Below are 19,697 nucleotides of genomic sequence, written 5' to 3' on the forward strand. Positions count from 1 at the left end.
ATTGGATTACTTCCCCTTGTGTTCTTTGTCGATTCTATAGATAAACGCAAACACCTCTGCTACGGCCTGGTATAAATCCTCAGGTATAGTCTGGTTCAACTCCAGCTCAGTCAACAGGCCTGATAAGGATGGATCTTCCTGTACCGGTACATTATTTTCTTTCGCCGTTTCTAGAATTCGTTCAGCGACAAGGCCTTTGCCTTTAGCTAAAACTCTCGGTGCTCCATCCCGCTCGGAATCATAACCGAGAGCGATGGCCTCTTTTCTGGGAAATTGTTTTTTCATATCTTGAAATCCACTCCGCTGTAAGAAGGTGATTGATGTTGAAAATGGTTTGGAGAAGCGAAGACTGCCTGTCCTTGTGAACTATTAAAATGGATCGAAGAAAGAGTATATCGAATATTAGCAAAGTGCTCCTTTAAGCTCGGAATCCATTGCTGTGCTAAATTCTTTATAGGTTCTGCATATTCATTATAAATAGTCAGCCTTACAATTCGATTCTGCACCTGCATATCAACGGCTACTTCTTTCAGGCTGCTTAATTCTAAATAGAACAAAATCCTGCAATAATCCGAATCTATGGAGCCATCAGACTTCTTACGTCCGGTCCACTGTACCGTTAAATCCGAAACATGCTCATTAAAGGAAACAGGTATTTGCATAACCATGTTCTGAAGCGGTCCACTTTCTGATGATAGTAATGCTTGTGCATGAATTCTATGAAGAAGCTGCTCGGCGGTCTGCTTCACCTGCCCCGTCTCTGATGTATGTAAAAATTCGCTTAATGCGAGTTTAAGTGATGAGGAAGTTTCAGCTTCTTGCATACTTGCAGTCAAGAACTGGTCCAGCCCCAGCTCCTTAATGATTTGTTTGAAATAGTTCTTTACATCTTTTCCATTAGAAAAATTAGGACGGACCAGCTCTTGATTAAGCTTTGAATACAACCAATCTACACCTTCAGGCAACGCTCCCTTCTCAGGCGGAGCCCCGCCGTCTGAGAGGGCAGCGATTGTTCTGCCGAGCATTAAATGGCTGTCATATTTGGATTCATGACCAATAGAGAAAAGTGTTTTTAGGTCATTTGCCCAATCAGCTGCATCGGCATTTTCCTTTGGTCCTGATTTCCCCAGTAAGTTCACCAGCAGGTTTTTTATAAGGACTGCTGCCTCTCTTTTATTAAGCATTTCCGGATGACCTGTTTGTTCATCAGCAGCAATGGGAGACTTCACCCTTTCTGCAGCACCGCTAAAAAGGGTGCTTCCCTTCCCATTTGGATCCCAGTCTGCCAAGAGTTCTACAGCAGCTTCACGATCCTGTACATTGCTGGCAGATGAAAACTTCCACAGAATATCCAGTCCCTGCTTCAAACGGGGATCCTGCAGCTTTTCTAGTTCTTTATGTTCTAAGAGGCTGTTTAAAACTTGCTGTTCATTTGATCCAGCTGCAACAAATCCAAAGCTTTTCAGCATTTGGAAGGCTCTCGGGCTGGAAGTGGGATCAGTAAGCCATATCCTAGTCAGCTCGAGAAGGGCTTTATCGGCCCATTTCACGGCGTTCGTTTCCACAAGTGCGCGAGCTGCCTTAAGCAGCTTAAGAGAGGCAGGAGAGTGTTCAGAAAAGCTTGAAAGCTGCTCTGTTAACCGGCCAAGAAGCGAAGATAGCGGCTTCCCTGTTTCGAGGCTGTAAATGGCTTGAAAGTTTTCCTCTGTTAAGGGGATATTTTTTATATGCATGGTTTTTACCGACGCCATGCCCAAATCAAAGTCTTCTGCGGCTTGCACCCAGCTTATGGCGTTCTCCAGAATCTCCCGCGTTGCCGGAATTCCATTGTTTAAAAAAAACGAAGCTAGTTTGAGCTGTTCCTTTCCAGCTCCAAGGGATAACTGGTGCAAAAGCTGCGCAGCATCATTTACCTGCTGGCCTGATTTAGTTTCCAGCACCTTCAGCCTTGTAAGATCCTCCCCTGCTTCAACCCGGAACCAATATTTCTCTAAAGCCTTGAGCGGTGCCTCTATCACAGCTATCAGCTTAGTCTGGCCGATTCTGACTTCGGCCGTCTGGTTGGGAAACAGCTTCGTTATCGTTCCGTGGATAATCTGTCCTGTACGGAAAGAAGAGGCAGATACAGATGCTGTCTGTGGTATTAGATTTTTTAAAATCTGACCGGCCTGCATGCCTCTCAGCTCCCTTTCCCTGTAAGATTATTTTACTTATCTGCTCTTTACTTGCCTGTTGACTGCAGCGAATGAACACCATCCTGCGGTCGGTACTTGGAGGCAGGCACCTTTCAGTGTTGTCCTTTACCCTTTTACATAGGAGATTTGCGTGCAGCTAAGCATAAAGTGCCCAAATCAATCATGGGCTTTGACACAGTCTCCTTATAAGTATGTCTTTACTGGTGCAAAGCTTTTCCGGTGCAGCGGGGTCGGGCCAAATTCTTTAAGTGCTGCTAAGTGCTCAGGTGTTCCATACCCTGCATTCTTCTCGAATCGATATTCGGGATACTGGACGCCAAACTCCGTCATCATCCGATCCCGGGTTACTTTTGCGATAATAGATGCGGCTGCAATAGAAATGCTGGATGAATCTCCTTTAATGATCGCTTCTTGAGGAAAAGGAGCCGACAGCTTCATCGCATCGACCAACAAATAGTCAGGGGTTGTCCCAAGATCTGCAATACCTATATTCATGGCTTTTTTGGCTGCCTGGTAAATATTTATTTGATCAATTTCTGCTGCATCAACAATCCCAATGCCTATCGCAGCCGCTTCGTTTTTAATATAATCAGCAAACACTTCAAGCTTGTTCTTTGGTATCTGCTTCGAATCGTTCAGGCCCTTCAGGAAAAAGCCTTCGGGCAGGATGACCGCGGCAGCCACAACCGGACCGGCCAAAGGGCCCCGCCCAACTTCATCAATCCCAGCAATCATGCTGAAGCCCTGCTTTCTCAGTTTTTCTTCATAAACGCTCATCTCGTAAAATTTTTCCCTGGCAGCTTGATCTTTTTCTAATGCATGTTTCTTCTTGAGTGCAAGGTTTACGATTCCTTTACGCTCATCTTCCAGGCATTTTAATAAAAAGGGGTCGTTTAAACTTGAAACCGCCTTTAGCTTTTCAGATGCTTCATTCGTGCTTAATTTCGTTTTCATATATGTCATCCTTATTATTTATCGGCAGAATGCCGCAAAATTAAAGGGCCCAACCCAGCAGAAAGATGTTAGGATTCAGGCCCTTTAAAATATATGACTTTGATATTGTAATGACTGGCCCCATTTTGTTTTATTACCTTTCGCATAGAGCCAAATCTCTCTCTTCTTACATTCCCGCGTTTTCAGGAGTCTCTAGTGCCTCAGGAACTTCCAAGGTTATCGGGCCCATTTTGTCCGACCTCAGCTCCCTGATAATCAGTTCTGCTGTCTTGTCATAATCGACAAGACCTTTTCCCGCCAAGACTCCCCGGAAAAGGCCGATCGTATCAAAAAGTTCTACTACATCTTCCGGTATGGATTCAAGATTGTACCGTTCTTTCAGTCTATTTGGATATTCAGCTTCCAAGAAACGTAGAGCATAAACAGCCAATTCATGCTGATTTAACAGGGTATCTTTAATCGCACCCGTTACGGCGAGCTTTAGACCAACTTCCTGATCTTCAAATTTAGGCCATAAGATCCCAGGGGTATCTAACAGCTCTAGTTCTTTCCCAACCTTAATCCATTGCTGTGCTTTTGTCACACCAGGCATATTGCCTGTTTTAGCGATATTTTTCTTAGCCAGGCGGTTAATGAGCGTGGATTTCCCCACGTTTGGAATGCCCACGATCATAGCACGGATGGCCCTTGGGTTAATACCGCGCGATCTCATTTTGTCGAACTTTTCTTTCAAAATTTCCTTTGAAGCCGAAAGGATTTTGTTCAAGCCGCTGCCCGCCTGGGAATTTATCGCAATGGCGTGCTGGCCTCTTTCTTCGAAGTATTTCAGCCATTCTTTTGTTTTTTCTTTATCAGCTAAATCCGCTTTATTCAGCAGGATCAGCCTGGGCTTATGCGATATAATTTCATCTATCATCGGATTCCTGGAAGAAGCGGGTATCCTCGCATCGACCAGTTCAAAAATAATGTCCACAAGCTTTAACTTTTCTGTAACTTCCCGTCTTGCTTTGGCCATATGGCCAGGGAACCACTGTATAGTCACAGCATTCACCAACTTTTCTAGTTCTTCTTATAGGCTACGCTTCTAAAATCCTCAATCGGCCAGTATACAAGGTTGGTTTTGCCAAGTACTTTTTCCATTGGAACTGTGCCGATCGCCCTTGAATCCCGGCTATTCCGTCTATTGTCACCCATAACAAATAACTCGTTATCAGGAACGGTATCACGGTTAATAAAATCTTTCAGCGTGAAGGACTCTGTCAGCGGTCCGTCCATAACCTCCCGCTTATATTGCTCAAGATAAGGTTCTTTATAGGCTTTGCCGTTCACATAAAGGATATCGTTTTTGTATTCTACTCGATCTCCCGGAAGCCCTATCACACGTTTTATGTAGTCTTTGCCCTCAGGAGCATGAAACACAATAATATCGAACCGCTTAGGCTCGCCTACAGTATAGCCAATTTTATTCACTATCATTCTGTCTTTATCATGTAAAGTAGGCATCATAGACAGTCCATCCACCACGATTGGTGCAAAGAAAAAATAGCGTATAATTGCTGCAAGCAAAACAGCAATGATCAGAGCTTTTGTCCATTCCCAAACTTCGTTTTTCTTTTTTGTCATTCTATCTCCACCGCCTATCAAGCTTTCTATAAAACATCATACTGCTTTATTTTACACTATGAAAGAAAAATAAACGCTTAAAATGCATACGAGCCAATATTAATGAATATAAGCTGAACAATCCTTACTTTCCTTAACTACGCTCAGCTGCTTTTTGTAAACTGTTTTCTCTTATACAACATAAGACATAAGACATAAAAAAAGAGCCTGTATGAACAAGCTCTTTTTTTGATATAATTCCAGCTTCGGATACGATGCTGAAAGTATTAGCGGCGGATCTCTTTAATACGAGCTGCTTTACCACGAAGGTTACGAAGGTAGTATAGCTTCGCACGGCGTACTTTACCGCGGCGTACTACTTCTAAAGTAGCGATTTTTGGCGTGTGTACAGGGAATGTACGCTCAACACCTACACCGTAAGAAACCTTACGAACTGTGAATGTTTCGCTGATTCCACCACCACGACGCTTAATCACAACACCTTCAAATAGCTGAATACGTTCGCGAGTTCCCTCGATAACTTTAACGTGAACACGTACAGTATCACCAGGACGGAACGCAGGAAGATCAGATTTCAATTGGTCTTTTGTGATTTCTTCAATTAATTGTTGCATCGTTTTCAACTCCTTCCACCAGATGCTCATTCCAATATAATATGATTGCAGCGGAACATCTTAATAAAGCCCGGAACGCCCAGGCCACAAAGAATATATTAACATAGCGTGCTTACATATGCAATGTTATTTTTCTTCTTTTTTTATTTCATCGAGCCACTTTTTCTCCTTCTCACCAAGAGGGAAATTCTCAAGCAGATCCGGCCTTCTGGTGAGGGTTCTTCTCAATGATTCTTTTATCCTCCATTCCTCGATGAGAGCATGGTTGCCCGATATGAGGATATCCGGGACCTTGATGCCTCTAAAGTCAGCCGGCCTCGTATAGTGCGGATGTTCAAGCAGTCCTGATGAAAAAGAATCCTTAACGGGGGATTCTTCATTTCCAAGGACACCCGGAAGCAGTCTCACAACACTATCTATGACGACCATAGCACCCAGCTCTCCACCTGTGAGTACATAGTCCCCGATAGAAATTTCATCAGTAATGATATGGGTCCTTATTCTCTCGTCATACCCTTCGTAATGACCGCAGATAAAGATTAGGTGTTCTTCCTTTGATAGTTCCTCAGCTTTATACTGAGTATATCTTTCTCCCTGAGGGCACATGAGGATTACCCGGGGCTTTGAGCCGGAGGATTCCTTAAGCGCACTTACTGCATCAAAGATCGGCTGCGGCTTTAAAACCATGCCGGCACCGCCTCCATACGGATAATCATCTACGGTGTGATGTTTATTATCAGCATATTCCCTGAAATTTGTAACCATGTAGGAAACCGCTTCTTTTTCAGCTGCTTTATTTAGAATCGAACTGCCTAATACTCCCTCAAACATCTCGGGGAATAAGCTTAAAACATCTATTCTCATTAATCTAACAGCCCTTCCATAGGAAGAATTTTAATTTGTTTATTATCAATATCAATTTCTTTCACGATTTCATCAATATAAGGAATCAGTATGTCTTTCCCTCTTTTTCCCCTGACCACCCATACATCATTCGCGCCAGGAGCCAGCACCTCACTAATCTTGCCAATTTCTTCGCCTTCAAGCGTCGAAACCATACAGCCGATGATTTGATGATAGTAAAACTCCCCTTCTTCAAGATCATGCAGCTGGCTTTCCGGTACCTTCAGCAGTCCGCCCTTCAGGCTTTCCACTTGGTTTACATTATTAAATTCCTCGAAGGTCAGCAGGTCAAAATTCTTATGGGTCCTGTGGGATTTAACTGTTAATTCCATCGGTTCTTTGCTCTTTTCAGCGAAGAAGTACAGTTTATTCCCGCTCTTGTATCTTTCTTCAGCAAAATCAGTCTTTGAAATGACCCGTACTTCCCCTCTGATGCCATGCGTATTCACTATTTTTCCCACATTAAACCATTTATCCATACTATCCTCACCTTTAACGTATTTCAGTAATTATTCCGTCGGTCACTACGATCGTTTTTGACAGGGCGGCCTCGTCCCAGTTCTGTCCAACTTCTACATTGATGATGGCCTGAACTTCCCGGTCCTTCAATTCACTGCCCAGGGGCAGGATTTCAAGCTGTTCGAGCTGAAAATCCAGCATCTTTACTTTTTCCTGTCTTTTGTTAATTTCCTTCTCATAGTGGGCTTTTAAACTTCCAGGCTGAAATTTTTTTGTTTTCTCTACCTTTCGCATTTCAAAGCGCAGCTGGTCACATTCTTTTAAAAGCTGCCTTTTGCTCTGATTGTATTTATCCAGGAGTCGATTCTTGCTGGTTTCGGTTAGTACATGATTGACAGTAACCGTTTGAAGGATATTCAATAGCCAGCGCCTCCTTGCCCTAAGATTTCACTTCAAAACTATGTATAGATTCCGTGACTGGCGTCCTTACAGAATCAGTGTTTGCACTGGCTTTGTGAGGAACCGGTCTAATTAATCGTTTGCTTATTACAACAATTCCTAATAATTGTTATTTCGTTCAAAAGCTGTTCATCTATTTATACCCGCACTTTTTCCTGGTTTCCTATATGTCAAAAGCATATCAATCAGCTCATAGAATAATTTGTGCACAGCTCCACTTTTCTCTTAAGTAATTATATCAGTTTTACAGCTATTTTTTCAGTGACTGTGAGTTATTTCAAGCGGTCTTAACTCTCAGCATGAAATAGACCTCCCAAGGCTGGTTTACATATTAGTTCTGTTAAACTAACTGTTGATTTCCACTCCAATGAACGAGGTGCAAAAATCAACATTTTACTTTAATGATAGCGAAATATAAATAAATATATAGCAAAAAAGGAGGGTATAAGACCCTCCTTTTATTCGGATATCTCCAAATAAATTTTCTTGTGCTGTGATGATCCTGCTGCATAGACTACAGTGCGAATCGCCTTAGCTACACGGCCTTGCTTGCCGATTACTTTTCCCATATCGCTTTTATTAACGGTTAGGGAATAAATCGTTTTCTCATCTTCTTCGTTTACAGTTACCTGTACGTCTTCAGGATGATCTACAAGAGGCTTAACAATTGTTTGGATTAATTCCTTCATCGCAAAGTTTAATTACTTGCTGTTTTTAGCATTGTGGAATTTTTCCATAATGCCTTGTTGAGAGAACAGGTTACGTACTGTGTCAGATGGTTTTGCACCATTTTGCATCCACTTAAGAGCAAGCTCGTCGTTGATGTTTACAGTAGCTGGTTGAGTTACTGGGTTGTAAGTTCCGATTGTTTCAATAGAACGACCGTCACGTGGAGCACGAGAATCTGCAACTACAATACGATAGAAAGGAGACTTTTTAGCTCCCATACGTTTTAAACGAATTTTTACTGCCATTTTATATAAGCACCTCCGAATAGTTTCACACAAGATAATATATTACCAAACGCACAACAGCTTGTAAAGGTTTTTTTCTTAACAGACGTTAAACCTTACATAAAAGGAAACTTAAAGCCGCCTTTTTTCTTGCCTTTTTGCATATTGGTCATTTGTTTCATCATTTTTTTCATATCATCAAACTGTTTGATCAAGCGGTTTACTTCCTGTATGGATGTTCCGCTCCCTTTTGCAATTCTCTTTTTTCGACTGCCATTCATCGTTTCAGGCTGTTCTTTTTCAAGCTTAGTCATTGAACGAATGATGGCTTCAACACGACCGATTTGTTTTTCATCAACGGTGACGTTATTGAGGCCCTTCATTTTGTTAGCTCCGGGAAGCATTTTCAGGAGGTCGTCAAGAGGCCCCATAGAGCGGACTTGTCCAAGCTGATCCAGGAAATCATCGAATGTAAAGGACATAGTTCTCATTTTTTGTTCAAGCTCTTTAGCCTTTTCAGTATCAACATTGGCCTGGGCTTTTTCAATTAATGTTAAAACGTCCCCCATCCCCAGGATCCGTGAAGCCATTCTCTCTGGGTGGAATGTTTCCAGTGCATCCATCTTCTCACCCATACCGACAAATTTGATTGGAGTCTGTGTTACTGCGCGTATGGAAAGTGCAGCTCCACCCCTTGTATCCCCATCAAGCTTGGTCAGGACAACGCCAGTTAAACCGAGCTGTTCATTAAAGCTCTGGGCCACATTAACGGCATCCTGTCCGGTCATGGCATCCACAACCAGGAAGATTTCATTTGGATTAGCCAGCTGCTGAATGTCCTTCAGCTCATTCATCAATGTTTCATCCACATGCAGCCGGCCTGCCGTATCGATCAAAACATAATCATGATGGTCCTCTTTGGCTTTAGCAATTGCCTGTCTGGCAATTTCAACCGGACTGACCTGGTCACCGAGTGAGAAAACAGGGAAGTTAAGCTGTTTCCCAAGGGTTTCCAGCTGTTTGATTGCGGCCGGACGATAAATATCTGCAGCCACCAATAACGGCTTCCTGTTATATTTCTTCCTCAGGAGGTTAGCGAGCTTCCCGGTTGTGGTGGTTTTACCAGCACCCTGCAGCCCTACCATCATAATGACGGTAGGCGGGCGGTTAGATACAGCAATCTTGCTTTGCTCGCCGCCCATCAGCTCGGTAAGTTCTTCCTGAACTACCTTGATGACCTGCTGTCCAGGCGAAAGGCTTTTTAATACTTCCTGCCCGACGGCACGCTCGCTTACCTTCTTAACAAAGTCCTTCACAACTTTAAAGTTAACATCGGCTTCCAGCAAGGCCATACGGACATCCCGCATCATTTCCTTGACGTCTGCTTCATTAACTTTGCCTTTACCCCGAATTTTTTGAAACGTATTCTGCAGTCGGTCGGCTAAACTTTCAAATGCCATAATGCCGCCTCCTAATCGAGTTCCTCGAGCGAGGTTAGAGCGTCAAAAATCTTCTCTTTAGAGGATCCGTTCTCGATAAGAGTTCTTATCGATGCAGCGATTTTCTGACGCTCTTGAAATTTTTGGAATAATAATAGCTTTGCTTCATATTCTTCAAGCATTGCTTCTGTTCTCTTTATGTTATCATAGACTGCTTGACGGCTGACTTCATACTTTTCAGCGATCTCTCCAAGGGAGTAGTCATCCAGATAATAGAGTGACATATAGCTCTGTTGTTTCTCTGTTAACAGCGAATAATAAAAATCATACAGATAATTCATCCGCGTTGTTTTTTCGAGCATGGGCTCCCCTCCCTTGTGTTAAGTGAAAACCCTTTACAAAAAATATATTACCTAAAAGATAAATGAATGTCAAGGAAAAGTCTTTACAGCAAGGAGAGAGTGTGTTCTAAAACCGATCTTTTCTAAAAGATTATTGTTTTTAATAAGTTCTGTGAACCCACCCTATTGTTAAACAGGTTGGTTTGAAACGCAAGGTGCGAGACTCCTTGATCCAGACATGCTGAGACCCCACAGGCGAAGCCGGGGAGGCTCAGCGCAGGCACCGCGGAAAGCGAGCATCCACACGTTCCAATCCCCCCTTGTTCAATAACAACAAAGTTTGCGAAAGCAGCCTTTAAAAAACACCCTCCGTAGACGGAAGGGTGCTGCTGGCAAACTTATTTTTATTCTTCTTCTTTATCAATCAAATTCGCAAATAAACCGTAGACATACTTCTCAGCATCAAAATCTTGGAGATCGTCCATTTTTTCGCCTAGGCCGACAAGCTTGACCGGTATTTCCAGCTCGTTTCGGATCGCCAGGACAATCCCCCCCTTAGCTGTTCCGTCGAGTTTCGACAGGACAATCCCTGTAACATTTGTTGCTTCTTTGAAGGTTTTGGCCTGAATCAAAGCATTTTGTCCGGTGGTTGCATCCAATACAAGCAATACTTCATGCGGTGCCCCGGGAATTTCTCTTTCAATGACTCTCTTTACCTTTTCAAGCTCCTTCATAAGATTGACCTTATTTTGAAGGCGCCCGGCTGTATCGCAGAGAAGCACATCGGCACCCCGCGCTTTAGCGGCCTGCAGAGAATCATACATCACGGCAGCAGGATCGGATCCGGCCGCCTGTTTCACAACCTCAACGCCTGCACGGTCACCCCAGACCTCCAGCTGCTCTATGGCGCCGGCGCGGAAGGTATCTCCCGCTGCAAGGATGACTTTTTTGCCCTCCTGCTTAAAACGATGGGCGAGTTTCCCGATCGTCGTTGTTTTACCGACTCCATTCACACCTACGAACAGAATCACTGTTAAGCTGTCCCCCTGCATGTTCAGGTCTGCAGAAGCTGATCCTTTTCCTTCATAGATCTCGACCAGTTTTTCTGAGATCACTGACTGTACCTCTGCAGGATCCTGGATGTTCTTCCGCTTCACTTCCATCTTCAGCTCATCAATAAGTATCTCGACCGTTTCATAGCCAACGTCGGCCTGGAAAAGGATTTCTTCAAGTTCTTCAAAGAAATCCTCATCTATTTTTCTATAGCGTGCAACTAGGTCATTCACTCTTCCGGTAAAAGAATTACGGGTTTTTGTAAGTCCTTCTTTAAATTTATCCGTGACAGCATCTGTCTGTGAAGTAAATTTATCCTTAAGTTTTTTAAAAAAACTCATGTAAACACATCCTTATTAAGATTGAACAAGTTCCTTCGATTCGTGCAGTCTGACAGATACCAGTTTAGAAACTCCTGATTCCTGCATGGTTACACCATAAAGGACATCCGCTTCCTCCATTGTACCTTTTCTATGTGTGATCACAATGAATTGAGTTTCTTCGCTGAATTTCTTTAAGTACTGGCTGAAACGATATACGTTTGCATCATCTAAAGCTGCTTCTACCTCATCTAATATACAGAATGGCACTGGCCTTACTTTTAAGATCGCAAATAAAAGTGCAATAGCTGTTAACGCCCGTTCTCCGCCTGATAGCAGCCCTAAATTCTGAAGCTTCTTTCCTGGGGGCTGGGCCACAATCTCAACGCCGGTGCTAAGCAGATTTTGCGGATCGGTCAGCTTCAGCTCGGCCCTTCCGCCTCCAAACAGCGCCGGAAATACCTCTGCGAACTGATCTTTAACAGCATAAAAAGTAGAGTGGAATCTTCGTTTCATTTCTTCATCCATCTCACCAATCACCTGGAATAAAGTATCCTTGGCTTCCTGCAGGTCATTTTTTTGCTCCAGAAGAAATTCATACCTTTCTGAAACTCTTGCATATTCATCAATCGCCCCGATATTGACCGGCTCGAGCTCTTCGATTGCCATTTTGATCAGCTTCACTTTTTTCCTTGCCTCTTCAGCAGGGATCGCAAGCGGATGGTTTTCTTTTGCAGCTTCAAACGACAGTGTATATTCTTTCTGCAGATGTACGAGCTTGTTATCGAGTTCTACATCCAGTCTGTTAAGCTTAACTTCTTCATCCTTAAGGGCTTCTGTCAACCCTTTATACTGGCGTTTCAGTTCTTTCAATTCTGTTTCATCAGCTTCCAGGGCGGTATGGAGATTAAGTCTTTCCTGCCTTCTCTCTGATATTAGCTTTATCGTTTCATTCTTTTCTAGAAGCTTAAGCTTTGCCGCTTCCTCCAGCTGATTTTCTCCGCTGAAGTCATTTTCCATTTCGTTTTGCAGCAGTGCCAGATCCTCAGAGTACTCCGCATATTTCTCTTTCAAGCTCGCTATCTCTTTAATAATTCTATTGAACGTATCTCTTTGATACTGAAGCTGTTCTTTCTTGGTAGCCAGCTCAATTTTAAGCTCGTTCAGTTCCTCAGATAAAGCTTCCCGGGAGACAGCCTGGTTTTGTTTTTGCTCAGTCAGCATCGTTATTTCAGCATTTAACGCACTGATCTCTTCCTCACAGGAAGCAATCAGCTTATTGACTTCCTGAAGGCGGTTTGTCCTTGCATCCTTTTCTTCCTGCGCTGACATTTTTTCCAGATCGTAAACGGAAAGACGGTCATTTATATTCTTTTCCTGAACCTCTACCTCACGGATTTCCCCTTTTAAGGACTGCTCTGAAAGCCGGAGCTTTTCGCCGTTTGTACGGATTTCCTCGAGGTGATTCTCCTCCGCTTGTACATCACTTTTCAAGACCTTCACATGCTTTTCAAGCTTGGACGTTTTTTCTTCCATTTCGAAAAGCTTATTCTTAAGGTCTTCCAGTTCTCCTTTTCTGGATAAAAGGGAAGCATTTTTCTGCTTAACAGCTCCCCCGGTCATCGAACCTCCAGGATTTACCACATCTCCATCCAAAGTAACAAACCGGTAACGGTGGCCGGTGAGCTTTGCAAGCTCATTTGCCCCTTTTAAATCGGTCGTGATCACAATCGATCCTAAGAGGCTGCCTATTACAGACTCATATTTAGGGTCATAGGAAATCAAGGAAGACGCTGCCCCAACAAACGATGGTGAACCCTGCAGCTGTTGTATGACAGAATACGGTATCGTTTTCCCTCTAATTGCCGTCATAGGTAAAAAGGTCGCCCGGCCATAGGAGTTCTTCTTCAAGAAGCCGATGGCATTTCTTGCATGTCCTTCATCCCCTACAACCACGTGCTGGGCAGCACCGCCAAGGGCGATTTCAATGGCTGTCTGGTATTCCCTCGGCACTTGGACGAGCTCCGCCACCGCACCTTCGATCCCCTGGAGAACCGTGTGTTTAGCCTTTAGAATCTCCTTTACACCCTGGAAAAACCCAGCATAATCTTCTTCCATTTCTTCAAGCATTTCTTTTCTGGATTTGGCCTGCTGAAGATATTGGAAAGCCTGGTAAAGAGTTTTTTCTTGTTTTTGATAATTGTTTTTCAGATTTTCTAATTTATGCTGCTGGTTTCTGAACGAATGGATCTGCTCTTCCATGATTGTCTGAAGTGCGGCTAATTCACCAGTAAGCCTGGTCTTTATTTCATGAATCCTGGTTCGCTCTGCCAGATGCTTCGCATTCTCTTCATCCAGCCGGCTGGTTCTTGTGCCAGCTTGGCGGAGCTGCTGTTCGATAAGCTGATACTCATTTTTCGCAGCAGCCTGCTTATTGAGCCAATCGATATAATCACTTTTTAGTGCCTCGATCGTTTCTTCTATATTTACTTTTAGCAGCGACATTTCTTTTTGTTTCTCGTTCAATTGAATCTGCAGCTCTTTTGTAGCTGTTTCAAGCTCTGTTAAGGAATGTTTCTCGTTTTTTTCTTCTTTATCTAACACTTGGAGCCTTTCAAAAGCCTCATCTTTTGCCTTTACTAATTGTTCTTTATTTTGGGCAGCATTTTTCTTTCTTTCCTTTAGTACCTCTTTGCGTCCTTCCAGCTTCTCCAATTCCTCACTTACATGGAGCAGTACATCTTGTAGTGAATTAATCGATTCATCAAGAGCTGTCATTTGATCCCAGCACTGTTCCACCAGCGCTTCTTTCTTTTGAAGCTCCGCATTCGATTTCAGTTCAAGGTCTTTGTGCTGTTCGTATTCACGGGATAAGCTTTCCCACTTTTTATGGAGCGATTCGATTTCAAGAACGGTTAAACTCACTTCGAATTGCTTCAAATCTTCTTTTTTCTCTAAGTATTCCTTCGCTATGGACGCCTGGATCTTTAACGGCTCAACCTGGCTTTCAAGCTCATGGATGATATCCTGCACTCTGTTCAGGTTGTCCTGTGTTTCGAATAACTTATGTTCAGCTTTTTTCTTCCTGTTTTTATACTTGAGCACTCCAGCCGCCTCTTCAAATATAGAGCGTCTTTCCTCAGGCTTGCTGCTCAATATTTCTTCGACTTTCCCCTGGCTTATAATGGAGAATGCCTCTTTTCCGAGACCGGAATCCAAAAACAGGTCAATAATATCTTTCAGCCGGCATGGTTGTTTATTGATAAAGAATTCACTGTCCCCTGATCGGAACACCCTTCTTGTTACACTTATTTCCTGGTAATCAAGCGGAAGGAAATGCTCTTCATTATCCAGAGTCAGCGTTACTTCCGCAAAATTCAATGCTTTCCGGGAATCGCTTCCTGCAAAGATGATATCCTCCATCTTGCCGCCGCGAAGCGATTTAGCCGATTGCTCCCCCAGCACCCAGCGAATGGCATCAATGATATTGCTCTTCCCGCTTCCGTTCGGACCCACTACCGCCGTTACACCCGGTACAAACTCTACCCCTATCCGTTCGGCAAAGGATTTAAAACCTACTACGTCCAACCTTTTGAGGAACATACCATTTCCTCCTTTATGTCAAATTTCTTATGTCTATTACTTGCTGTCTTTTAATTTTCTAAGTGCTTCCTGTGCTGCCCGCTGTTCCGCTTCCTTTTTAGACCTGCCTGATCCAGTTCCAAGCTCTTCACCGCTTAATAATACGGTTGAAACGAACTCCCGGTTATGGGCTGGTCCTTTTTCATGCAGGATTTTATATTCCAGATTACCTGTACCATCCCGCTGGATTAACTCCTGCAGCTGACTTTTATAGTCCATCACATGAGAAAAAGCACCCTCATTGATTTTAGGGAACACTGTCTTTTCTAAGAATTGCACAACTGTTTCAAGGCCTTGATCCAAATACAGTGCGCCGATAAATGCTTCAAAAACATCGGCCAGAAGCGCTGGTCTTGTGCGGCCTCCTGTCATTTCTTCCCCTTTCCCGAGCAGGATCATTTCTCCAAAAGAAAGATCATTAGCAAAACCGACAAGAGATGGTTCACATACAATAGCTGCACGCAGTTTAGTAAGTTCTCCCTCTGACATGGTCGCGTATTTATTGAACAAATATTTAGAAACAGTCAATTCGAGCACAGCGTCACCTAAAAACTCAAGCCTCTCATTATCCTCATACGGCTTGCGGCGATGCTCATTCACATAAGATGAATGGGTAAATGCCTGTTTTAAAAGCGGTTCATTTGTAAACTGTATTTCAAGCCGATCCTGAAAGTTTTTAAAAATGAACTCTTTTGATGATGTTTTATATTTCCTGCCATTCCTTCTCATAGAATCCTCCGCCAATGTAAAGAATCAAATCCTTATAACTAATTTTCCATAATTGCTTGTAAAAAACCAAAGAAACTTGGCCCGCAGCCAAGTTACGTAGTGCTTTTATTCACTTTTAACGTTTAAAAGCGAATAAAAGCACTACACTATCAGATAATTTGAAAGAAAGCTCCGTATTTTACGGAGCTTTCTTAAGTCATTCTAGAAACCGGATTACATAGTGCTTTGTATGTAATTCACAGCGTCTCCAACTGTGACGATCTTTTCTGCGTCATCATCTGAAATTTCCATTCCAAATTCATCTTCAAGTTCCATAACCAACTCAACTACATCAAGGGAATCGGCACCAAGATCGTCTTTGAAAGAAGCTTCGAGTTTTACTTCTGACTCATCGACTCCTAAACGGTCAACGACAATCTTTGTTACGCGTTCAAGTACTTCTGCCATATTATTCACCTCCCCTCAAGTCATTATAGAGTATTTTGTTTAAATAATAAATCCTTATTTGGGCAAGAAAAAGGATTTACCTGAGTTTTTTTACATGACCATGCCGCCATCCACATGAAGTGTCTGCCCTGTCATATACGCACTGTCATCCGATGCCAGGAAAACCGCCACTTTTGCTATATCAGAGGGATCTCCAAGTCTTGCCAGCGGAATCTGCGCAAGCATCGCATTCTTTGTTTCTTCCGTTAGTTTATCAGTCATATCTGTAGAAATAAACCCTGGAGCCAGAGCATTAACCAAAATTCCTCTTGGTGCAAGCTCTTTTGCTGAAGTTTTTGTCAATCCGATGACTCCAGCCTTTGCAGCCACATAATTCGCCTGGCCAGCGTTCCCGCTTACACCAACGATGGAAGCTACATTAATAATACGCCCGGATCTCTGCTTCATCATCGGACGTGATACAGCCTTGGTACATAAGAAGACACCCTTCAGGTTGATGTTGATCACATCGTCCCATTCATCTTCCTTCATCCGCATTAACAGATTATCTTTCGTGATACCGGCATTGTTGACGAGGATATCTACTCTGCCGAATCGCTCAGTTGTCTGCTTAACCATATCACTTACAGCTTCCGCATTTGAAACATCACATTGAATGGCAAAAGCATCTCTGCCCATAGCCTTAATTTCTTCAACTACTTCAAGCGCCTTTGCTTCACTTCCAGCATAGTTAACAGCAACGTTCGCGCCGGCCCTTGCCATTTCAAGAGCAATTTCTCTGCCGATTCCCCGAGAGGCACCGGTGATCAGCACATTCTTATCTGCTAATTTCATTCAGTATTCCCCCTTAACGCTTCCAGCGTTTTTCCTAATGTTTCTGAATCGCTGATAGCATACACTTTAGCTTGGCGGTCAATTTTTTTAATTAAGCCGGATAAAACTTTGCCCGGACCGATCTCGATAAATGTATCCACTCCGGAAGCCAGCATCGTCCGCACGGAATCCTCCCATAGGACCGGTGAATACAACTGCTCAATTAAGCGCCCTTTTATTTCATCCGGGGATGTCATCGGTTTTGAAGTAACATTTGAAATGACAGGCACATCCGCCTCTGAAATATGTATGTTTTCAAGAATTTCTTTAAATCTATCAGCAGCCGGCTGCATTAACTCAGAGTGGAACGGTCCGCTCACTTCTAAAGGAATCACCCTTTTAGCACCCTGTTCCTTAGCAAGCTCCCCTGCCTTCAGGACTCCTTCAGCTGTTCCGGAAATTACAATCTGGCCTGGACAGTTGATGTTGGCCAACTGAACAGAATGACCTTCGCTGGTAACGGTCTCTGTAACAGAGGCAAGTTTTTCGCGATCCATGCCAAGTACCGCTGCCATAGAACCCTGTCCATTCGGCACAGCTTCCTCCATGAATTCGCCTCTTTTACGCACCGCGTAAACCGCATCGCTGTAAGAAAGTGCACCGGATGCCACAAGAGCAGAATACTCGCCCAGACTGTGGCCTGCTGTAAAATCAGGGCTTATGCCTGCATCCTTCAGCACTTCTAGAATGGCTGTACTAACTGTTAATAATGCAGGCTGTGCATTCGTTGTTTTTGTCAGTTCTTCCTGAGGCCCATTAAAGATTAACTGTGTCAGCGGTAAGCCTAATTTCTTATCTGCTTCGTCAAATATCTTTTGTGCCTGTTCATGGCTTTCGTACATCTCTTTCCCCATGCCTGCTGCCTGTGAACCTTGTCCCGGGAAGACAAACGCTATTTTACCCATAAAAAATCCTCCTGTCTGCTATGGTCTCTCTATCATGGAACGGATAGTGCCGCTCACGTCATTCTGTACCATTTCCCTTGCCTGCCGCACTGCATTGTAAATGGCGTTCGCATCAGAAGAACCGTGAGCTTTAATGACGGGTGCCTTTAATCCGAATAACCCTGCCCCTCCGTACTCGGAGTAATCTAATTTATTTTTCAGCTGTTTAAATTCCGGTTTTAACACACCAGCAGCAAGCTTGCTTTTCAGATTGCTCATCAGTGCCGTTTTCAACATGGTAAACATGCCAAGGGCAGTGCCTTCTATAGTTTTAAGGACCATATTGCCTGTGAACCCATCCGTAATAACAATATCTGCAACACCATCAAGCAAGTCCCTGGCTTCCACATTGCCGACGAAATTTAAATTTGTATCTTTTAATAAAAGAAATGCCTGTCTCGTCAGCTCATTCCCTTTTTTCTCTTCAGTGCCGATATTAAGCAGGCCGACTCGGGGCTTGGCAATCCCGCGTACCTTTTCGGCATAAGCCGATCCCATAAAAGCATACTGCACTAAATGTTCTGGTTTCGCATCGGCATTCGCTCCGACGTCAAGAAGAACAAAGCCTGTTCCGTCTATCGTTGGAAGCGTAGGCGATAGGGCCGGCCTCTCAATCCCCTCAATCCGGCCGACAACAAAAAGCCCTGCAGCCATTAAGGCCCCAGTATTCCCTGCCGAAATACATGCGTCCGCCCTTCCGTCGCTCACAGCCTGGGCAGCAAGCACCATTGAAGAGTTCTTCTTTCTCCGGACAGCCCGTACTGGCTCGTCCGTAGGCAGAATTTCTTCATCTGCATGAATAATTTCAATGCGCTCGTTAGTTGTAAGATGCTCACGTATCGCTCCTTCATTCCCGTATAGCTGAATCGTGATATCCGGGAAGGTCTGGACAGCTTTAACGGCGCCTAGTACAATTTCCTTCGGAGCATGGTCCCCGCCCATGGCGTCAATCGAAATCCTCATATTATACATCCTTTTCGTCAAGATTAGAGCGGTACATTTCAAACTGGCCCTTAAATACCATCTCATGGCCTACAAAACTCTTTACTTCAACCAGCGTTCTGCCAGAAGCGCCTACATCCGTTACCCGCGCTTTTGCCACTACACGCTCATGTTCCCTTACCTGCCGTGTGAAATGAATATGGGCTTTCGCTGTCAAAGCCAATTCATCATTAATAACAGCAACCGCAAGAGAGTTTGCTTGCGCAAACAGATGATGGCCCCTGGCAATGCCATTTCTCTTAAACACATGCTCGTGCTTCACATCAAAAATAGAAATAGCATTGTGATCTAACTCTATATCAATAATCTCACCGATAATTTCATCAATTGGCAAGGCTTTAATTTCATCACTTAAATGGTTCTCAGCCACACTCTTAATTCGTTCCCGCAGCTCGGGTATCGATAATTCAAGCCGGTCTAGCCGAATCGTCTGCACACTAACTGCAAACTTATCAGCCAGTTCCTCATCAGTTACAAACGGATTCTCCCCAATAGTCTCCACCAGCATCTGCTGGCGCTCCTTTTTACTACGTCGCATCCAAACCGTCACCATCCGAACTATTATGACTAGGTACTAATAGTAGTATATATATAGGAGAGAAAGAATGCAATTATAAAAGCGGAAAGCGGTGCCTTCTAACTTTAATTAGTTTTAGTTATCAATGTAGATCCGTCCAAGCGTAGACAATAAAACTACTAAGAAGGCAGAGACCTGAAAAGCATAAGACTAGCAGGCCGTGAGAAGCG

21 protein-coding genes are annotated in these 19,697 nt (G+C 43.6%); all 21 read right to left on the reverse strand.

Annotated elements, in window-relative coordinates; all coding sequences use genetic code 11:
• Positions 1-6: 6 nt before the first annotated feature.
• The 21 genes from CUU66_RS09430 to fapR all read right to left on the reverse strand — a co-directional run bounded on the left by CUU66_RS09430 (position 7) and on the right by fapR (position 19,488).
• Positions 7-285, reverse strand: coding sequence for an EscU/YscU/HrcU family type III secretion system export apparatus switch protein (locus CUU66_RS09430; protein WP_101641454.1), 279 nt, complete (start codon positions 283-285; stop codon positions 7-9).
• Complete coding sequence (locus tag CUU66_RS09435) at positions 282-2,174, reverse strand: hypothetical protein (RefSeq protein WP_101641455.1); 1,893 nt, start codon at positions 2,172-2,174, stop codon at positions 282-284. Before CUU66_RS09435 ends, CUU66_RS09430 begins: the two co-directional genes overlap by 4 nt.
• A 204-nt stretch (positions 2,175-2,378) precedes the next feature.
• A complete protein-coding gene (locus tag CUU66_RS09440; protein ID WP_101641457.1) occupies positions 2,379-3,149 on the reverse strand; it encodes a ribonuclease HII in 771 nt (256 codons plus the stop codon).
• Positions 3,150-3,315: 166 nt separating this feature from the next.
• Positions 3,316-4,191 carry a ribosome biogenesis GTPase YlqF gene (ylqF, locus tag CUU66_RS09445; protein WP_101641521.1) on the reverse strand — a complete coding sequence of 292 codons (876 nt, stop codon included), beginning with the start codon at positions 4,189-4,191 and terminating at the stop codon, positions 3,316-3,318.
• A 17-nt stretch (positions 4,192-4,208) separates the two neighbouring features.
• Positions 4,209-4,772 (reverse strand): signal peptidase I, encoded by a 564-nt coding sequence (gene lepB, locus CUU66_RS09450; protein WP_101641459.1) that lies wholly within the window; start codon positions 4,770-4,772, stop codon positions 4,209-4,211.
• Positions 4,773-5,038: 266 nt separating this feature from the next.
• Positions 5,039-5,386 carry a 50S ribosomal protein L19 gene (gene rplS, locus CUU66_RS09455; protein WP_101641460.1) on the reverse strand — a complete coding sequence of 116 codons (348 nt, stop codon included), beginning with the start codon at positions 5,384-5,386 and terminating at the stop codon, positions 5,039-5,041.
• Positions 5,387-5,512: 126 nt separating this feature from the next.
• Positions 5,513-6,250: a tRNA (guanosine(37)-N1)-methyltransferase TrmD gene (trmD, locus tag CUU66_RS09460; RefSeq protein WP_101641462.1), complete on the reverse strand. Its 738-nt coding sequence runs from the start codon at positions 6,248-6,250 to the stop codon at positions 5,513-5,515.
• Positions 6,250-6,768 carry a ribosome maturation factor RimM gene (rimM, locus tag CUU66_RS09465; protein ID WP_101641464.1) on the reverse strand — a complete coding sequence of 173 codons (519 nt, stop codon included), beginning with the start codon at positions 6,766-6,768 and terminating at the stop codon, positions 6,250-6,252. The genes trmD and rimM overlap by 1 nt, the downstream gene beginning before the upstream one ends.
• Positions 6,769-6,781: 13 nt before the next feature.
• Positions 6,782-7,168, reverse strand: coding sequence for a YlqD family protein (locus CUU66_RS09470; RefSeq protein WP_101641465.1), 387 nt, complete (start codon positions 7,166-7,168; stop codon positions 6,782-6,784).
• 497 nt (positions 7,169-7,665) lie between these two features.
• A complete protein-coding gene (locus tag CUU66_RS09475; RefSeq protein ID WP_101641466.1) occupies positions 7,666-7,896 on the reverse strand; it encodes a KH domain-containing protein in 231 nt (76 codons plus the stop codon).
• Positions 7,897-7,908: 12 nt separating this feature from the next.
• Positions 7,909-8,181 (reverse strand): 30S ribosomal protein S16, encoded by a 273-nt coding sequence (gene rpsP / locus CUU66_RS09480; RefSeq protein WP_101641467.1) that lies wholly within the window; start codon positions 8,179-8,181, stop codon positions 7,909-7,911.
• Positions 8,182-8,276: 95 nt separating this feature from the next.
• Entirely contained in the window at positions 8,277-9,620 is a 1,344-nt protein-coding gene (gene ffh, locus CUU66_RS09485; protein ID WP_101641468.1) for a signal recognition particle protein, read from the reverse strand.
• 11 nt (positions 9,621-9,631) lie between these two features.
• Positions 9,632-9,961, reverse strand: a complete 330-nt coding sequence (locus CUU66_RS09490) for a putative DNA-binding protein (protein WP_101641469.1) — start codon at positions 9,959-9,961, stop codon at positions 9,632-9,634.
• A gap of 383 nt (positions 9,962-10,344) precedes the next feature.
• Complete coding sequence (ftsY, locus tag CUU66_RS09495; RefSeq protein WP_101641475.1) at positions 10,345-11,334, reverse strand: signal recognition particle-docking protein FtsY; 990 nt, start codon at positions 11,332-11,334, stop codon at positions 10,345-10,347.
• Positions 11,335-11,349: 15 nt separating this feature from the next.
• Complete coding sequence (gene smc, locus CUU66_RS09500; protein ID WP_101641476.1) at positions 11,350-14,916, reverse strand: chromosome segregation protein SMC; 3,567 nt, start codon at positions 14,914-14,916, stop codon at positions 11,350-11,352.
• Between the two features lie 36 nt (positions 14,917-14,952).
• Complete coding sequence (gene rnc, locus CUU66_RS09505) at positions 14,953-15,684, reverse strand: ribonuclease III (protein WP_101641477.1); 732 nt, start codon at positions 15,682-15,684, stop codon at positions 14,953-14,955.
• A 213-nt stretch (positions 15,685-15,897) separates the two neighbouring features.
• A complete protein-coding gene (locus tag CUU66_RS09510; protein ID WP_026692526.1) occupies positions 15,898-16,131 on the reverse strand; it encodes an acyl carrier protein in 234 nt (77 codons plus the stop codon).
• A gap of 90 nt (positions 16,132-16,221) precedes the next feature.
• The gene (gene fabG / locus CUU66_RS09515; protein WP_101641478.1) at positions 16,222-16,965 is read right to left on the reverse strand and encodes a 3-oxoacyl-[acyl-carrier-protein] reductase; all 744 of its coding nucleotides are present in this window, start codon (positions 16,963-16,965) and stop codon (positions 16,222-16,224) included.
• The gene (gene fabD, locus CUU66_RS09520) at positions 16,962-17,909 is read right to left on the reverse strand and encodes an ACP S-malonyltransferase (RefSeq protein WP_101641480.1); all 948 of its coding nucleotides are present in this window, start codon (positions 17,907-17,909) and stop codon (positions 16,962-16,964) included. The genes fabG and fabD overlap by 4 nt, the downstream gene beginning before the upstream one ends.
• Before the next feature lie 18 nt (positions 17,910-17,927).
• Positions 17,928-18,911, reverse strand: a complete 984-nt coding sequence (plsX, locus tag CUU66_RS09525; protein ID WP_101641481.1) for a phosphate acyltransferase PlsX — start codon at positions 18,909-18,911, stop codon at positions 17,928-17,930.
• 1 nt (position 18,912) lies between these two features.
• Positions 18,913-19,488: a transcription factor FapR gene (gene fapR / locus CUU66_RS09530; RefSeq protein WP_101641482.1), complete on the reverse strand. Its 576-nt coding sequence runs from the start codon at positions 19,486-19,488 to the stop codon at positions 18,913-18,915.
• Positions 19,489-19,697 lie beyond the last annotated feature (209 nt).

It is taken from the genome of Peribacillus deserti (assembly GCF_002863585.1).
Classification (GTDB): Bacteria; Bacillota; Bacilli; order Bacillales; family DSM-1321; genus Paraperibacillus; species Paraperibacillus deserti_A.

Coding starts and splice junctions, on each gene's coding strand:
- ffh (WP_101641468.1), bottom strand. CDS start 9,620: ATGGCATTTGAAAGTTTAGCCGACCGACTGCAGAATACGTTTCAAAAA.
- CUU66_RS09430 (WP_101641454.1), bottom strand. CDS start 285: ATGAAAAAACAATTTCCCAGAAAAGAGGCCATCGCTCTCGGTTATGAT.
- lepB (WP_101641459.1), bottom strand. CDS start 4,772: ATGACAAAAAAGAAAAACGAAGTTTGGGAATGGACAAAAGCTCTGATC.
- trmD (WP_101641462.1), bottom strand. CDS start 6,250: ATGAGAATAGATGTTTTAAGCTTATTCCCCGAGATGTTTGAGGGAGTA.
- CUU66_RS09475 (WP_101641466.1), bottom strand. CDS start 7,896: ATGAAGGAATTAATCCAAACAATTGTTAAGCCTCTTGTAGATCATCCT.
- CUU66_RS09510 (WP_026692526.1), bottom strand. CDS start 16,131: ATGGCAGAAGTACTTGAACGCGTAACAAAGATTGTCGTTGACCGTTTA.
- plsX (WP_101641481.1), bottom strand. CDS start 18,911: ATGAGGATTTCGATTGACGCCATGGGCGGGGACCATGCTCCGAAGGAA.
- CUU66_RS09435 (WP_101641455.1), bottom strand. CDS start 2,174: ATGCAGGCCGGTCAGATTTTAAAAAATCTAATACCACAGACAGCATCT.
- CUU66_RS09490 (WP_101641469.1), bottom strand. CDS start 9,961: ATGCTCGAAAAAACAACGCGGATGAATTATCTGTATGATTTTTATTAT.
- rnc (WP_101641477.1), bottom strand. CDS start 15,684: ATGAGAAGGAATGGCAGGAAATATAAAACATCATCAAAAGAGTTCATT.
- smc (WP_101641476.1), bottom strand. CDS start 14,916: ATGTTCCTCAAAAGGTTGGACGTAGTAGGTTTTAAATCCTTTGCCGAA.
- fabD (WP_101641480.1), bottom strand. CDS start 17,909: ATGGGTAAAATAGCGTTTGTCTTCCCGGGACAAGGTTCACAGGCAGCA.
- rimM (WP_101641464.1), bottom strand. CDS start 6,768: ATGGATAAATGGTTTAATGTGGGAAAAATAGTGAATACGCATGGCATC.
- fapR (WP_101641482.1), bottom strand. CDS start 19,488: ATGCGACGTAGTAAAAAGGAGCGCCAGCAGATGCTGGTGGAGACTATT.
- fabG (WP_101641478.1), bottom strand. CDS start 16,965: ATGAAATTAGCAGATAAGAATGTGCTGATCACCGGTGCCTCTCGGGGA.
- CUU66_RS09440 (WP_101641457.1), bottom strand. CDS start 3,149: ATGAAAACGAAATTAAGCACGAATGAAGCATCTGAAAAGCTAAAGGCG.
- ftsY (WP_101641475.1), bottom strand. CDS start 11,334: ATGAGTTTTTTTAAAAAACTTAAGGATAAATTTACTTCACAGACAGAT.
- rplS (WP_101641460.1), bottom strand. CDS start 5,386: ATGCAACAATTAATTGAAGAAATCACAAAAGACCAATTGAAATCTGAT.
- rpsP (WP_101641467.1), bottom strand. CDS start 8,181: ATGGCAGTAAAAATTCGTTTAAAACGTATGGGAGCTAAAAAGTCTCCT.